This window comes from Pyxidicoccus caerfyrddinensis, assembly GCF_010894405.1.
Lineage (GTDB): Bacteria > Myxococcota > Myxococcia > Myxococcales > Myxococcaceae > Myxococcus > Myxococcus caerfyrddinensis.
The window spans coordinates 155404-170742 of sequence record NZ_JAAIYA010000005.1 but is presented as its reverse complement, the minus strand read 5'-3'; the positions used below and the strand labels follow the sequence as shown (position 1 = coordinate 170742).

The following is a 15339-nucleotide window of genomic DNA, read 5'->3' as shown; positions in this document are numbered from 1 at the left end:
GCCGTGTGTACGGAGGCCGGGGCGGCCCGGTTCTGGCCGCCGCGCTTTCAGTCCCGTCCGCCCAGCGTCCGGTCCAGGTTGTATGCGGCGCTGATGAGGGCCAGGTGGGTGAGCGCCTGCGGGAAGTTGCCGAGCGCCTCGCCGGACTGGCCCGTCTGCTCCGCGTACAGCCCCACGTGGTTGGCGTAGCCCAGCATCCGCTCGAAGGTCAGCCGCGCTTCCTCCAGCAAATCCGGCCTCGCCACGCTGGCGCGCGTCATCGCCTCCACCAGCCAGAAGCTGCACAGGTTGAAGGTGCCCTCGCGGCCGGCGATTCCATCCAGCGTCGCGTCCACGTCGTAGCGGAACACCAGCCCGTCCGACACCAGGCCGCCCTTGGACGGCGGACGCCGGATGCGGTCCAGCGTGGACAACATGCGCGGGTCCACCGGTGAGAGGAAGAAGACCAGCGGCATGAGGAGGTTCGCCGCGTCCAGCGCCTCGCGGTCATACGCCTGGACGAAGGCCTCGCGCTGCTGGCTCCACCCTTGCGTCATGATTTCCTCGAAGATGGTGTCGCGCACCGCGAGCCACCGGGGCCGGTCCGCCGGCAGGCTGCGCTTGTCCGCGAGGCGAATCGCCCGGTCCACCGCCACCCAGCACATCAGCTTCGAGTACACGAAGTGCCGCCGCCCGCCGCGCACCTCCCAGATGCCCTCGTCCGGCTGGTTCCAGTGGTTGCACACCCAGTCCACCATCCGCCGCAGGTGCCGCCAGAAGTCATACGAAATGGGCGCCGCGTACTTGTTGGACAGGTACACCGAGTCCATCAGCTCGCCGTAGATGTCGAGCTGCAATTGGTCCGCCGCCGCGTTGCCGATGCGCACCGGCCGCGCTCCGCCGTAGCCGCTCAGGTGCGACAGCTCCACCTCTTCCGGCACCCGGCTGCCGTCCACGGAGAACATCAGCGGCAGCGGCCCGTCGCCCTGCTCCGCGCAGCGCGCCTCCACCCAGCGCATGAAGGCCGCCGCCTCCTGCTTGAAGCCGATGCGCAGGAAGGCGTAGACGGTGAAGGCCGCGTCCCGCAGCCAGCAGTAGCGGTAGTCCCAGTTGCGCGTGCCGCCCGGGAACTCGGGCAGGCTGCACGTGGGCGCGGCGACAATCGCCCCCGTCGGCTCGTACGTCATCAGCTTCAGCGCCAGCGCCGAGCGCTGCACCGTCTCGCGCCAGCGACCCCGGTAGTTGCAACCCGATAGCCAATGTCGCCAGTAGTCCACCGTGTCGCGGAAGAGCACCTCCGCGGACTCGTGGCTGTGCACCAGCTCCTGGCACGACAGGCGCGCGCCCTCCCGCATGGAGAAGACGGCGGACTGGTTCTCATGCAGCGTGAAGTGCGCGCTGACGCCCCGGCCCTCCTTGCGCAGCGGCACCGACGAGGCCAGGGTCATATCCAGCTTCTTCGACGAGAAGCAGGCCCCGCCGTGGATGAGGCGCGTCTCGTGCGGGTCCCGCGCGTAGTTGAAGGCCGGGAAGCACTCCATCTCGAAGCGCATCACCCCGCGCACCACGCGCACGCGCCGCAGCACCTCGCGCTCGTACTTCCGCCCGTGGCGCGACATGGGCATGAAGTCCACCAGTTCGCCCACGCCGTCCGGCGTATAGAAGCGCGTCACCAGCACGTTGGTGTCGGGCCAGTAGAACTGCTTCCTCATCACCCCGTCCGGCTCGGGGCAGATGCGCCAGTGGCCGCCCTTCTCCGCGTCCAACAGCGCGGCGAAGATGCTCGGGCTGTCGAAGTGGGGGAAACACAGCCAGTCGAGCGTGCCCTCGCTTCCAATCAAGGCCACCGTCCGCAGGTCGCCGATGATGCCGTGATTCTCAATCGGTACCGAGCCGTCCACCGTCTTGCCCTGCTGGGGTGCCGCTTCCATTCGGAGTCTCCTCGGCCCGCGCGTGCTCACCCGAAACTGATGACGTGCTTGATGCCGCCGCCACCCTTTTTGCCCGTCACCACGTCGGCGAAGTCCTCGGGCGGATGGCGGGCGGTGATGAGCCGCTCCAGCCCGCCCGGCCAGCGGGCACGGAAGCGACCGAGGTCCTCCAGCGCCGTCTCGAAGTCCGAGTCCGCCGCGTTCACCGTGCCCAGCACCACCTGGTTGCGCAGCACCAGCTGCTTCAAGAGCTCTGCCCCGTCCAGCGACAGCGCCTCCGGGTGCGCGGGCACGCCGGTGAAGACGACGACGCCGTTGGGGGCCAGCGCCTTCAGCGTCTCGAAGGCGGCCTTCGCCACGCCCGTCGCCTCGTAGATGACATCCGGCGCGCCGGCCCGGCGGACCAGTTCGTCCGGGGACACCTCCTTGGAGGACAGGTAGGGCGCGCCCAGCGCCTCGGCGGAGTCCGCCTTGACGTTGGGCTTGGGGCTGCGCGAGTACACGGTGGTGGCGAAGCCCCGGCGCAAGAGCGCCATGACACCGAGCTGCCCCACGGGGCCCGCGCCCAGCACCACCGCGCGCCCCGGCTCGTGACGCCACGGCAGCCGCTCCTGGATGCGCTTCACCTCGCGCAGGGCCTTCTCCGCAATCGTCAGCGGCTCGGTGAGCACCGCCACCCCGTGCAGCTCCGTGGGGACGCGGTGCAGGTACGCCACGTCCTCCGTGAAGAGCTCCGAGCAGAAGCCGTGTGCCTCCTTGATGCCGCGCTCGGTGTAGTCACCGGTGATGCAGAAGTCCGGGTGCCCGTGCCGACACGCGGGGCAGGTGGCATGCGGACAGGGCCGGCGCACACGCGGCACGACGAGGTCTCCGCGCTGCAGGCCGCGCACGGCGTTGCCCACCTCCACCACCTCGCCCAGGCACTCGTGGCCGAGGATGAGGTACTCCGAGCCGGACGGCGGCGTGCCGTAGGTGAACTGGAGGATGTCCTCGTCCGTGCCGCACACGCCCACCTCGCGCGTGCGCACCTTCACCTGCGTGGGGGACTGGAGCCGCGGCTCGGGGGCGTCGATGACGCGCACCTCGCGTTGCTTCGGAAAAACGGCGACGGCCTTCATGCGCGGCTCCTTCGCGTTGCGAGCGCGTGTCCCTTGCAGCAGGCGCGGCACTCCCGCCTGGTAAGGTGGGGCGAGGAGTCCACCGGTGCACAGCGCTCGCCCGGCCGCTGCCCAGGGGTCAACGCTCCGGGCGCACACGAAACCGCTGCCCCCCGGGACGGCCCGGGTCTATGAGAGGGGCCGTGAGCGAGCCCTCCTCCCCCGCCCTTCCGGCTGACGACGAGCCGCGCCGCAGCCGCTCCACCGCCATTGGCGCGGCGGCCTGCGTGCTGCTGGCGCTGCCCTTCCTCGTGCTCGGCCCGTACCTGCTGGACGCGAAGGCCCGCGTGGAGCTGCGCTGCGAGCCGGGCGGCCCGTGCACCCTCACCCGCGCCGGCTGGCTCACCCGCGAGGAGGCGGGGCGCTTCACGCTGGACGAAATCCAGGGCGTCCGGGTGGAGCGCACCCGCAGCGCACGGCGCGACAGCGTCCCCATCTACCGGCCGGAGCTGGAGACGACGCAGGGGCGCTTTCCCCTCTTCCACCAGTGGGCCACCGAGGAAGCCGAGGCCACGGGCGTGGAGGCGCAGGTGAAGCGCTACCTCGCTTCTCCCCGCGAGGCCCCGCTCGAGTTGGTGCACGACGACCGCCGCGCGTCGCTGCGCGTGGGTGGCGCCTTCACCGCCGTGGGGCTGCTGCTGCTCGCCTTCAGCGGGTGGCTGCTCGTGAGGACGCGGGCACACCGGCGCGCGGAGCGGCTGGCGCAGGCGGCGTGACTCGCACGTGAGCGCATCGGCTTTCCGACACCGGGGGACGGCCCCGGGTTGGGAGTCGGGATTGCGTCCATGGTAAGCAGGGATGGCATGAATGCCTTTGTTGCCTTCCGAAGCGCGGTGGTGCTGCTGGCGCTGTGTGTCCTGCCGGGCGTGGCCCTGGGAGGCGACGTGGAGTCCTCCGGGTCCGAGGGCGCCGGGAGCACGTTCCAGCGGCGAATCGAGCGGGCCGCGCACCTGTACGAGTCGCTCGAGTACGAGAAGGCGCTCAACTGGCTGGCCCAGGCGAAGCAGGTGGCGTCCACCATCGAGGAGCAGGTGAAGGTGGCGCTCTACCGGGGCATCGTCCTGGCCGACCTGGGCCGGAGGAAGCAGGCGCTGGAGGCGTTCCGCGCCGGGCTGTCGCTCCACCCGGAGAGCGCGCTGCCCCTGCCGGTGGCGCCCAAGGTCCAGCGGGACTTCGAGTCCGTGCGCAAGCAGGTGCTGCGCAAGCTGGGCTCCACGGACTCACGCGCCCCGCGCGCTGACGCGGAGAAGCCCGCGGAGGAGACCCTCACGGCCCCGGCGCCCCTGGCCGAGAAGCCCGCCGCTCCGGCTCCGTCCACGCCTCCTCCCGAGACGGCCTCGTCGTCCCCGTTCTCGAGCCTGCGCTCCCGGCTGGGCGTCACGGGCGCGGAGGTGGGAAAGAATGTCGGGTCGGCCCTGGGCTCGGCCCTGGACGTGGTGGTGGGCACGGACGACAAGCCCGCGCAGGCGACCCCGGAAGCGAAGCCCACCGCGAAGGACGAGCCGTAGCCCGCGCCGCCCTCACTCCTCCAGCAGGTTGAGCTTGAAGACGTTGGCCTCGCCGGCCTTCACCTCGATGCTCCGCGTCACCTTCTTGCCGAGCTTCGGGTTGACGGCCGTCACGGCGTAGAGGCCCTCGGGCACGTCGATGGCGTCGAACGGCGTCTCCCCGACCTTCTTCCCATCCAGGTACACGATGGCGTACGGCCGGATGCGGAACTCGAGCGTGCCCAGGTTCCCCCTCACCGCTCGCGACGAGCCGGGCTTGCGCTCCCGGGGGGACGCGGCGTCTTCCCGGGCGGCCTCCGGCGGCCCCCCCATTCCAGGTGCCGCCGTGTCGTCATCCGCCAGGGGCTCCGCCGAGGCATCGGGCGTGCCCTGCTCCCCGCCCGTCGCCGCGGTCGCCTGAGCCACTGGGGGCTCGCGGGCCCCGGCGTCCACCTGCTCCGCTGCCACCTCGCCAGACTTCACGTCGGTAGCGGGGACAGCGACGGCCTCCACCGGAAGGGGCCTTGGGAGCACCGGCCCTGGCGTCCTCCCGACCCACAGATATCCGCCTCCTCCGACGAGCAGCACCGCGCCCGCCACCGCCGCCGGCAGCAGCCTCTTGAAGCCCCCCGAGCGCTCCTCGGTGGCGTCGTGGGCGCCCTCCATCCGCATCACCGTCGAGACCTGGGAGATGGACTCCCGTGGCTCCGGCGTCCCCGGCTCGCTTCCCTTGCGTCGCGCACCGCGTGGCATGCCTCGCGTCGGCTCCGCGTCGCTCCCGCCCTCCGGACGGCGCGGCGACGTCGCGGGCGTGAGCGCCACCTGCGCGCCGGCACCGTCCACGACCTGCTCGACGAGCTGGGCAATCTGGTACGCACCGACCGGGACGCCCGTGGACATCACGAAGCGGTCCAGGTCCGCCTGGAGCGCGCGGCAGTCGGGGTAGCGGGCCTCGCGGTCCTTCGCCAGCGCGGTGGTGAGGATGGACTGGAGCACGCGCGGCAGGTCCGGCCGGTAGCGCGTCGCGGGCACGGGCGTGCCGGAGACGATGGCCTGCATCATCCCCAGCTCGTTGGCGGCCTCGAACGGAAGGCGGCCGGTGAGCAATTCGTACAGCACGACCCCCAGCGCGTACACGTCCACCCGCCGGTCCAGCGGCTCCGCCGTGACCTGCTCCGGCGGCATGTACGCGACCTTGCCCTTCACGACGCCCGTCTGCGTGCGGTGCTTCTGCCCCGCCACCTTGGCGATGCCGAAGTCCACCACCTTCACCGCGCCCTGCCGCGACACCAGGATGTTGTCCGGGCTCACGTCCCGGTGGATCAACCCCAGCGGCGCCCCACTGGCGGGGTCCTTGAAGTCATGCGCGAAGGCCAGGCCCTCGGCGGCGGCGGAGACCACCCGGGCGCAGATGGCGGGAGGCAGGCTCATCCCCCGCGACGCGGCCTGCCGCTGCCACCGGCGCAGGTTGGGGCCGTCGATGTACTCCATGGCGAGGAAGTAGGTGCCCTCGGCCTCGCCGAAGTCGAAAATCTGCACGATGTGGGGATGGTTCAGCCCGGCGACCAGCCGCGCCTCGCCGAGGAACATCTCCACGAAGGACGCGTCCTCCACGAGGTGCGGGAGGATGCGCTTGAGCACGAGCGTCTTCTCGAAGCCCCCGGGCCCCTCGGCCTTCGCCAGGAAGACCTCCGCCATGCCCCCCACCGCCAGCTTGCGGATGAGCTGATATTTGCCCACTTGCATTTGCCCGGGTTCTCCCAGGTTTGCGTCCAAAGGGAAATCCCTGCCGAAGACGTCCAGGACATCCGCGGCCCCGTCGCCAGGAAAGCCGGTGGGTCCGCTGAACCTGCCCTGCTGAACCTGCCCTCCTGTCCGGGACGGCCGGGCGAGCGGCGAAACCAGCCGTCGTCCGAATCCCCAGATTGGGGCTCGGAGGGGATTGGACCCAGGCACAGGGGACCAGGGCCGGAACGCAATTCATCGGACCTCAAGGGTAAGTGGGAGCGGGCGGGCAGGCGGGCCGACGGCATGTCGGCCGCTCATGCCCCCTTCCCACCTGTACCCACGTGCGTAGGTTGTCGCTGATGCTACGTGCGCTCCTCGGCCGATGGCGAAGCTCGCTGCGCCTGCTCCGGCCGGCACATGTGGAGCCGGAGCGCGCGAAGATTTCCGTCGCCCAGCTCGGCCACCAGTACGCCAACAAGGTCGTGGCCCTCCAGAACGTGGACCTCAACGTCCGCTCCGGAGAGTTCGTCTGTCTGCTGGGACCGTCCGGCTGCGGCAAGTCCACGCTCCTCTACGCGCTGGCGGGCCAGGTGACGCCCACCGGCGGCACCGTGCGCATCGACGGGAAGGCCATCCGCGGGCCCGGGCCGGAGCGGCTCCTGATGTTCCAGGAGGCGGCCCTGTTCCCGTGGCTCACCGTGCGCGGCAACATCACCTTCGCCCTGGGTGCCAAGGGCGTGCCGCGCTCCGAGCGCCGCGAGCGGGCGGACATGTACATCCGCCGCGTGCAGCTCACCGGCTTCGAGGACACCCTGCCCCACCAATTGTCCGGCGGCATGAAGATGCGCGCCTCGCTGGCCCGCGCGCTCGCCATGGACCCGACCGTGCTCCTGATGGACGAGCCCTTCGGCTCGCTGGACGCGCAGACGCGCATCCACATGCAGGAGTTGCTTCAGTCCATCTGGCTGCGCACCGGCAAGACGGTGGTGTTCGTCACCCATGACGTGCACGAGGCGCTGATGCTCGGCACCCGCGTGGTGCTGATGGCGCCCCGGCCGGGCCGCGTCGTCAGTGACTTGGAGGTCCACCTGCCCATGCCGCGCAAGCCGGAGGACGCCGGGCTGAACGAGATGGTGCGGCACCTGCGCGGCCTGCTGCGCGACGTGGAGGAGCCCGCGCGCGCGGAGGCCGCCACCCACCGGGTGCCCGAGCGCCCCGCCGCGCGCCCCACCCTTCCCGCCCACGGAATGCCCCGCCCCGCGAGGTAGGTGAGCCATGAAGCGCTACGTCCAGAAGCTGGGCATGTTCCTGCTGCTGCTCGGAAGCTGGGAGCTGCTGACGCGGGTGGGCGTCTGGTCGCCCCACCTCTTCCCAGGGCCCCTGACGGTGGCGAAGAGCCTGGTCGCCATGGTCGGCGACGGCCGCCTCGCCGAGGCCACGCTGCGCTCGCTGGGCCGACTTGGCCGCGCGTACCTCATGTCGGTGGCCATTGGCGTCCCCCTGGGGCTGCTGATGGCGCGCCTGGCCTTCTTCCGCAACGCGGTGAAGCCCGTCGTCTCCGGCCTGCAGGCGCTGCCCTCCATCTGCTGGCTGCCGCTGGCGCTCCTGTGGTTCGGGCTGACGGACTCCGCCATCCTCTTCGTCGTCGTCATGGGCAGCGTGCTGGCCATCGCCATCGCCACCGAGGACAGCGTCAACGGGGTGGACCCGCAGCTCGTGCGCGTGGCCAGCACCCTGGGCGTGAAGGGCATGCGCTTCCAGCTCGGCGTCATGCTGCCCGCGGCCCTGCCCGGCATCGTCACCGGCCTCAAGCTGGGGTGGAGCTTCGCCTGGCGCGCGCTGCTGGCCGGCGAGCTGCTCTTCGTCTCCGGCGGCCTGGGGCAGCTGCTCACCGTGGGGCGTGAGCTGATGGACGTGGCCCAGGTCATGGCCGTCATGGTGGCCATCATCCTGATTGGGATGACGGTGGACCGTGTCCTGTTCCAGACGGTGGAGGGCAAGCTGCGCCGCCGCTGGGGCCTGACGAACGCGGTGTGACGCACTGGACGTAAAGCGCCCGACGCTTCGTCCTCGCGTACGTTGAAATCCCGCCTGCCCGTACCTTTCTTGGCGGCGTATGCGCCCAACCCGCTCTCTGCTTCTTCTCGCGCTCGCCGGACTGGCGGTGCTCGGCGCCGGCTGCAAGCGCGAAGCTCCCGCTGGAAGTCCCAACGCTCCGCTGCGGCTGGGCTTCTTCCCCAACATCACCCATGCCCAGGCGCTGGTGGGCAACGCCGAGGACACCTTCAGCTCGCAGCCCGGCGTGGGACGGCTGGAGGTGAAGCAGTTCAACGCCGGCCCCGCCGCCATGGAGGCGCTGGTGGCCGGCTCGCTGGATGTGTCCTACGTGGGCAGCGGCCCGGCCATCAACACGTTCCTCAAGGCCGGGCGCGAGCTGCGCATCATCTCCGGCGCGGTGAACGGCGGCGCGGTGCTGGTGGTGAAGAGCGCGAAGTCCGCCGAGGAGCTGAAGGGGAAGAAGCTGGCCACGCCGCAGCTGGGCAACACGCAGGACATCGCCCTGCGCTACTGGCTGAAGCAGAAGGGGCTGGTCACCAACCTTCAAGGCACCGGCGACGTGCAGATTGTCCCGCTGAGCAACCCGGACATCCTCGGCCAGTTCCTGAATGGCGGCATCGAGGGCGCGTGGGTGCCCGAGCCGTGGGGCGCGCGCATGGTGGCCGAGGGCGGAGGCCACATCCTCGTGGACGAGCGGGACCTATGGCCCGACAAGCGCTTCCCCACCACGGTGATTGTCACGACGCGCAAGGTGCTGGAGACGCAGCGGCCTCGCGTGGCCGCGCTGCTGCGCGCGCACGTGCAGCTCACCGAGCGGTGGAAGAATGACAGGGCCGGCTTCACCACCGCCGTCAACGCCGCCTTCGGCCGGCTCACCCACAAGCCCATGCCCGGGCCCATCATCCAGGACGCCTTCTCCCGGCTGGAGCCCAGCCTGGACCCGGTGCCCTCCGCGCTCGCCACCGCCGCGCAGCATGCGAAGGACCTGGGCTTCACCGCCGACGCCGACATCAAGGGCCTGGTGGACCTGAGCGTCCTCGATGAGGTGCGGGGCGCCGCGGCGAAGTGAGGGCCCGGCAGGTGACTCCGTCCCTGGAGCCGGGGGAGGATGCGCGCCCATGAGGATGGAGCGCGTGGAGGAGACGCTGGAGCGCATCGCCCAGGAGGCCGCGCGGGCGCCCGGCGGAGTGCTGGCGTTCGACGGGGACGGGACGCTGTGGAGCGGGGACGTGGGGGACGACCTCTTCCTCGCCCTGCTTGAGCACGGGGACATCCGCCCGCCGGCGCACGCGGCGCTCCAGCGGCTGGGCGCGGCGCACGGCCTGGCCCCGGGCCTGGAGGCGCGCGAGCTGGCGCACCGGCTCTTCACCGAGTTCGAGGCGGGCCGGATTCCGGAGAAGGAAATCTACGAGATGGTGGCGTGGCTCTTCGCCGGCTGGCGCGTGGACGCCGTGCGAGCGTTCGCCCGCGACGTGGTGGCCCGCCGGGAGGTGAAGCGGCGCCTGCACCCCGAGACGCGCCGCGTGGTGGAGTGGGCGCTGGGCCGGGGCATCGCCTGCTACGTGGTCAGCGCGTCGCCGCTCGCGGTGGTGGAGGCCGCGGTGGTGGAGGTGGGCATCGACCCCGCCAACGTGCTGGCGTGCACGCCGCGCGAGGAGGACGGGACGGTGCTGGCCTCCATCGTCGAGCCCATCCCCTACGCGGCCGGGAAGGTGCACTGCCTGCGCGCCCGCACGCCCCAGCCGCTGTACGCGGCGTTCGGCGACAACGTGTTCGACTTCGAGCTGCTCGCCGCCTCGCGCGTGCCGGTGGCCATCCGCCCCAAGCCCCGCCTGCGCGCGCGGGCGGCGGAGCTGCCCTCGCTGGTGCAGCTCCACCCGGAGGAGTGACGCCGGCTCAGCCCTTGTTCGGGACTTCGCCCGCGAGCGACAGCGCCACGTTCTCCGTCGTGTTCTCCACCTGGTAGGTGGCGACCACCAGCTGGCCCTTCTCGGGCGCCTTGCGAAGCTGGAGGGCGCTCAGGTCCAGCGGCACCACGGCGCCAATCTCGGTCTCCACGTAGAGGACCTGGCCGTTGAGCTTCACCACCTCTCCTGTCAGCTGGCGCATCCGATCCTGGTCCGGCGTCACGCGCCGCACCGGCATGCCCGCGACGCCATTGAGGCTCACCGCCAGGCCCTGGCTCTGGTGGGCGGAGTCGACGAAGGGGTCCTGGAGGCCCGCGCGGCCGCTGACGGTCTGGTCGCCCATGCTTTCGCGCTTGACCTCCTCCGTGGGCTGGCTGGGTTCGTTGGCCTGGGTGGCCACGGGTAGCAACAGCGCTGTCAGCGATGGCGCCGCCAACGCGAGGCCGCGCCACCTCCTGGGAATCATCCGCATCATGGTCCTGCTCCGGGCTCGGGGGTCCTTCGACCCGTTCCCCTGAAGCTAGGGGCCCGGAGGCCCCGTGCGGACCGGGGGTGCCAGCAGCGGACGTACCGAAGGCCGTGCCACGCTCCGCGCACCGGGCCTCCGCTCACGTCGCGTGGCCGCCGTCGGGACGGTGCATCGCACCACCGGGCTCACGGGCTTCACGCGGCCGGGGGAGGACATGCGGCGGAGGCATGCCCCACGTGTCCGCCGCACCGCTCGACTGCATGCTCGCGGTGCGGACTCAGCATTCGAGTGTTCACCCCACGAAGGCCAACACCCCATGGCGCCTGGAAAGGGCTAGGGTGGGCTGTCCGGCACGGCTCCACCGCGAGCGCCCGGACTCATCCACCGCCTCCTGCTGGGGGCGGCCATACGCAGGGGCCGCACGTGAACGGTCGCACCGAAGAACACCGCATCGCCCTCTTCATCGATTTCGAGAACCTGGTCACCAACACCGGTATCAACTCCGCGAGCTTCGATTTGCAGCCGTCGCTCGACCGCCTGCTGGAGAAGGGCAAGGTCGTCTACCGCCGCGCGTACTGCGACTGGTCCCGCTTCGCCGAGGCCAAGATTCGCCTGCACGAGTTCGGCGTGGAGCTGCTGGACGTCCCGCCCTCCACGCGCGCCGGGAAGAATGGCGCGGACATGCGCCTGGTCATCGACGCGCTGGAGCTGTGCTACGCGCGCGAGAGCATCGACACCTTCGTCATCGGCTCCGGGGACAGCGACTTCTGCCCGCTGGCCTACAAGCTGCGTGAGAATGGCCGCACCGTGATTGGGCTCGCGGTGAAGGAGTCCACGTCCCCCCTCTTCGTGAAGGCGTGTGACGAGTTCATCTACCTGCGCCCGCGCCAGTCGCGCTCCGAAAAGGGAGACAAGGACAAGGGCCGGCAGAGCGTGGTCGCCGAGGAGCCGGGACACGGCAAGCGCGGCGGCCGCCATGCCCGCGGCGAGCGCGGGGGCAAGGCCGAGGCGGCGCAGCCCGCGCAGGCCGCGAAGGGCCAGGCGCGCACGGAGGTGCCGGACATCGCCCGCGAGGTGGTGCAGAGCATGCTCGCGCGCGCGACGGGGGCGGTGAATCCGTCGCTCATCAAGGAAGCCATCGTCCGCAAGGAGCCGGACTTCGACGAGCGCGAGCACGGCTTCTCCACCTTCGCCCGGCTGCTGGCCGCGCTGGAGCAGGAAGGGCTCCTGCGCCGCATCCAGCAGGGCCGCCAGTGGTACGTGGTGGCCGCGGACTCGGACCTCGCCGCCGCCCCCAGCGGCGGACACGGCGAGGGCAAGGGCAAGAAGCGCCAGGCCCACGTCGAGGAGGACGAGGAGCTCGAGTCCTACCCGGACCCGGACGAGGACGAGGGCGTCTAGTCAGCGCCCCCGCGCAGTGACATTCCGCGCCACAGCCGGCGCGGAAACTGTGGCATCCAGAGTTACTTTTCTTTCGTGTTTCCCCAGGAAGTGCCGATTGGCACGGGTTCTGCTCACGGGGTGGCGCCGGCTTTTCGCATGAGCCGGCACACACCCCCGCAGAGCAGCTGGAAGGAGACACCATGTCGTTGGGTCTTTATCGCAGGCGCCTGTTCCAGGCGCTGGTCGTCACGGGCACCCTCACGGCCCCGCTGGCGTTGGGCGCCGCGCAGGAGCAGGACGGCACCCGCCACTTCGATGCTCGCGTCACCTACAACTCCGGCGTCAAGCGCGCCCTCTCCGCCGCCCAGCTGAGCCGGGCCGCCGAGCTGCGCAAGAGCGTGCCGGACCTCCGCGTGGAGCATGACCCGGCCCTCGGCCTCGTCCGCTCCCTCACCAACCCCGTGGGCGCCCTCTCCGCGCCGCGCAGCGGCGATGCGCTCGCCATCGGCCTCGACTTCGTCCAGTCCCAGCGCGAGCTGCTCGGCCTGGAGCTGTCGGACCTGGCCAACCTGGAGGTCGTCGACCGCGTCTACTCGCGCATCAGCGGCGTCACCAACCTCTACCTGCGCCAGACGTACCAGGGCGTGCCCGTCTACAACGGGCAGCTGCAGATCAACGTGGACGCCGAGGGCCGCGTCCTCGGCGTGCACAGCGACTTCCTGCCCGCGCTCTCCCGGACGCTCACCAGCGCGCAGCCGCGCCTGGGTGCCGGTGAGGCCGTGGCCGGCGCCGCGCGCCACCTGGGCCTGAAGCTGGCCGCCACGCCCCGCGAGCTCCGCACGGAACTGGGGCCGCGCCAGCGCACGCAGGTGGACAACGCCGGGGTCTCCACCGAGCCCATCAACGCGCAGCTCGCCGTGCTGCCGGTACGCTCCGGCGAGGCCCGCCTCGTCTGGAACTTCCTGGTCCACACCGCGGACTCGCAGCACGTCTACGACATGACGGTGGACGCCAGCACCGGCGAGGTCTGGACGCGCGTGGACCACGTGGCCGCGGACACGTACCGCGTCTATCCGCGCCCCGTGGAGAGCCCCAACCACACCACGCCGCTGCCGCCCGCGGACGGCCGGGTGAACGTGCTCAACCCCGCCAACGCCATCGCCTCGCCCTTCGGCTGGCATGACACCAACGGCGTCGCCGGGGCCGAGTTCACCATCCACCGCGGCAACAACGTCCACGCCTACGACGACATCAACGCCGACAACCTGCCCCCGGCCATCGAGCCGAACTGCGGCGGCGTCCTCAACTGCAGCTTCGCCATCAACCTCCTCGGCGCGCCGTCCACGTACACCCCGGCGGCCGTGACGAACCTGTTCTACTGGAACAACATCATCCACGACGTCCAGTACCAGTACGGGTTCGACGAGGTGTCCGGCAACTTCCAGGTCAACAACTACGGCAACGGCGGCCTGGGCAACGACGACGTGCGCGCGGAGGCCCAGGACGGCGGCGGCACGAACAACGCCAACTTCTTCACGCCCGTCGACGGCCAGCGCCCGCGCATGCAGATGTACCTGTGGAACGGCGGCGTGCCGAACCGCGACGGAGACCTGGACTCGGGCATCATCGTCCACGAGTTCGGCCACGGCATCTCCAACCGCCTCGTCGGCGGCCCCATGAACGTGTCCTGCCTCGGCAACACGCAGCAGCCGGGCGAGGGCATCAGCGACTTCCTCGCGCTCATGTACACGGCGAAGGCCACGGACACCGGCCCGCTCAAGCGCGGCATCGGCACGTACGCGCTGTTCCAGCCCACCACCGGCAACGGCATCCGTGCCCAGCCGTACAGCACCAACCCCGCCCTCAACACGTGGACGTACCAGAGCCTCACGTCGATGTCCGGCCCGCACGCGGTGGGTCAGGTCTTCGCGCAGGGCATGTGGGAGGCGTACTGGGCGCTGGTGGACCGCTGGGGCTTCAGCACCAACCTGTACGGTGCCACCGGCAGCGCCGGCAACCAGCGCATGATGCTGTACTTCACGCAGGGCCTGAAGAACACGCCGTGCAGCCCGACCTTCACGCAGGTGCGTGACGGCATCATCCAGGCGGCCACCACCCTGCACAGCGGCGAGGACGTCTGCCGGCTGTGGACGGCCTTCGCCGGCTTCGGCCTGGGCGTGGACGCCGTCTCCGGTGGCCCCAACACCACCGCCGTCACCAACGGCTTCAACGTGCCCACCGCCTGCCGCACCGACGTGTGGGGCAAGGACAAGCCGTGGGACACCGGCCTGCAGCCGGACCCCGCCACCGCGGGCAACGTGATGTGGGAGAGCGAGGACATCTGGGTCCGCACCAGCACGGTCAACGGCCCGCACCAGAACCCGGAGTTCGGCCAGACGAACTACGTGCACGTGCGCGTGCGCAACCGCAGCACCACCGTCGCGGCCCACAACGTGGTGGTGAAGGCGTACGGCACCAACGCCGCCACCAGCACCTCGTGGCAGAGCCTGTGGACGGACATCGGCCAGGCCACGGTGGTGTACCTGCCGCCGGGCGGCGTCACCGAGGTGGTCATCCCCTGGAACCCGCCCTTCGTCGGCCACTACTGCCTGCTGTCGCGCCTCGTCACGCCGCAGGACCCGATGGCCTTCGTCGAGACGTCGGACCCCAACTACAACACGCGCTACAACAACAACATCTTCTGGCGGAACACGAACATCGTGAACCTGCTGCCCTTCGGCTTCGTGGACGTGCGCTTCATCCTGCGCAACGTGCTGCGTGAGCCGCGGATGTTCAACGTGCGCTTCCTCGAGCAGGGCGCGGTGGCCGGCCAGGAGCCCTTCCTCGCCCGTGGCCGCGTGACGGTGGACCTGGGCCAGGAGCTGACCGCGCTGTGGAAGGCGTCCGGCGGCCGGGCCGAGGGCGTCCAGCAGGTGGGTGAGACGCAGTTCGAGGTGGCGGACCCGACGAAGGCCTACTTCGCCATTCCGCTGCAGGGGGAGCAGGAGTTCGAGGTGAAGATGAACTTCACCGACCTCAAGCCCGCCAAGGACCCGCAGGGCGCCTACGTGGAGTACACCTTCGGCGTCGTCCAGGAGGACCCGCAGGTGAAGGAGGGCGAGAACCCGAACGTGGGCGGCGTGACCTACTACCTGCAGGCCGGGCCGCAGTAGTCACACGCAGCGCTCGCACGTGATTCACACCGGGCCGGGTGGTGCCTCTCGAGGCCACCCGGCCCGT

The 15339-nt window shown here is 70.8% G+C and carries 12 protein-coding genes; 8 read left to right on the top strand and 4 right to left on the bottom strand.

The genetic code is table 11. From position 1 onward, the window contains the following. Positions 1-47: 47 nt before the first annotated feature. Positions 48-1910, bottom strand: coding sequence for a glycoside hydrolase family 15 protein (locus tag G4D86_RS13560; protein WP_163993510.1), 1863 nt, complete (start codon positions 1908-1910; stop codon positions 48-50). Positions 1911-1936: 26 nt separating this feature from the next. Next, entirely contained in the window at positions 1937-3028 is a 1092-nt protein-coding gene (locus G4D86_RS13555) for a glucose 1-dehydrogenase (RefSeq protein ID WP_163993507.1), read from the bottom strand. Positions 3029-3210: 182 nt separating this feature from the next. Between G4D86_RS13555 and G4D86_RS13550 the strand changes: the two genes are divergently transcribed. Both G4D86_RS13550 and G4D86_RS13545 read left to right on the top strand, forming a co-directional pair. Continuing rightward, positions 3211-3783, top strand: a complete 573-nt coding sequence (locus tag G4D86_RS13550) for a hypothetical protein (RefSeq protein ID WP_205519566.1) — start codon at positions 3211-3213, stop codon at positions 3781-3783. A gap of 87 nt (positions 3784-3870) precedes the next feature. Then, on the top strand, positions 3871-4575 hold the full coding sequence (locus G4D86_RS13545) for a tetratricopeptide repeat protein (protein ID WP_163993503.1): 705 nt from the start codon (positions 3871-3873) through the stop codon (positions 4573-4575). A gap of 12 nt (positions 4576-4587) precedes the next feature. On the opposite strand, the gene G4D86_RS13540 is transcribed toward G4D86_RS13545, so the two are convergent. Continuing rightward, entirely contained in the window at positions 4588-6300 is a 1713-nt protein-coding gene (locus G4D86_RS13540; protein WP_163993502.1) for a serine/threonine protein kinase, read from the bottom strand. A 341-nt stretch (positions 6301-6641) separates the two neighbouring features. Here G4D86_RS13540 and G4D86_RS13535 point away from each other — a divergent pair, with 341 nt between their 5' ends. The 4 genes from G4D86_RS13535 to G4D86_RS13520 all read left to right on the top strand — a co-directional run bounded on the left by G4D86_RS13535 (position 6642) and on the right by G4D86_RS13520 (position 10229). Next, the gene (locus G4D86_RS13535) at positions 6642-7550 is read left to right on the top strand and encodes an ABC transporter ATP-binding protein (RefSeq protein WP_163993499.1); all 909 of its coding nucleotides are present in this window, start codon (positions 6642-6644) and stop codon (positions 7548-7550) included. A 7-nt stretch (positions 7551-7557) separates the two neighbouring features. Next, positions 7558-8319, top strand: a complete 762-nt coding sequence (locus G4D86_RS13530; RefSeq protein ID WP_163993497.1) for an ABC transporter permease — start codon at positions 7558-7560, stop codon at positions 8317-8319. 79 nt (positions 8320-8398) lie between these two features. Beyond that, a complete protein-coding gene (locus G4D86_RS13525; protein WP_163993495.1) occupies positions 8399-9409 on the top strand; it encodes an ABC transporter substrate-binding protein in 1011 nt (336 codons plus the stop codon). Between the two features lie 49 nt (positions 9410-9458). Continuing rightward, positions 9459-10229 (top strand): HAD family hydrolase, encoded by a 771-nt coding sequence (locus G4D86_RS13520; protein ID WP_163993493.1) that lies wholly within the window; start codon positions 9459-9461, stop codon positions 10227-10229. Positions 10230-10236: 7 nt separating this feature from the next. Here the strand turns inward: G4D86_RS13520 and G4D86_RS13515 are convergent, their stop codons facing one another. Beyond that, complete coding sequence (locus G4D86_RS13515) at positions 10237-10713, bottom strand: hypothetical protein (protein ID WP_163993491.1); 477 nt, start codon at positions 10711-10713, stop codon at positions 10237-10239. A gap of 426 nt (positions 10714-11139) precedes the next feature. Between G4D86_RS13515 and G4D86_RS13510 the strand changes: the two genes are divergently transcribed. Both G4D86_RS13510 and G4D86_RS13505 read left to right on the top strand, forming a co-directional pair. Next, positions 11140-12117: an NYN domain-containing protein gene (locus G4D86_RS13510; protein WP_163993489.1), complete on the top strand. Its 978-nt coding sequence runs from the start codon at positions 11140-11142 to the stop codon at positions 12115-12117. Positions 12118-12299: 182 nt separating this feature from the next. Continuing rightward, on the top strand, positions 12300-15272 hold the full coding sequence (locus G4D86_RS13505; RefSeq protein ID WP_205519565.1) for a M36 family metallopeptidase: 2973 nt from the start codon (positions 12300-12302) through the stop codon (positions 15270-15272). Positions 15273-15339 lie beyond the last annotated feature (67 nt).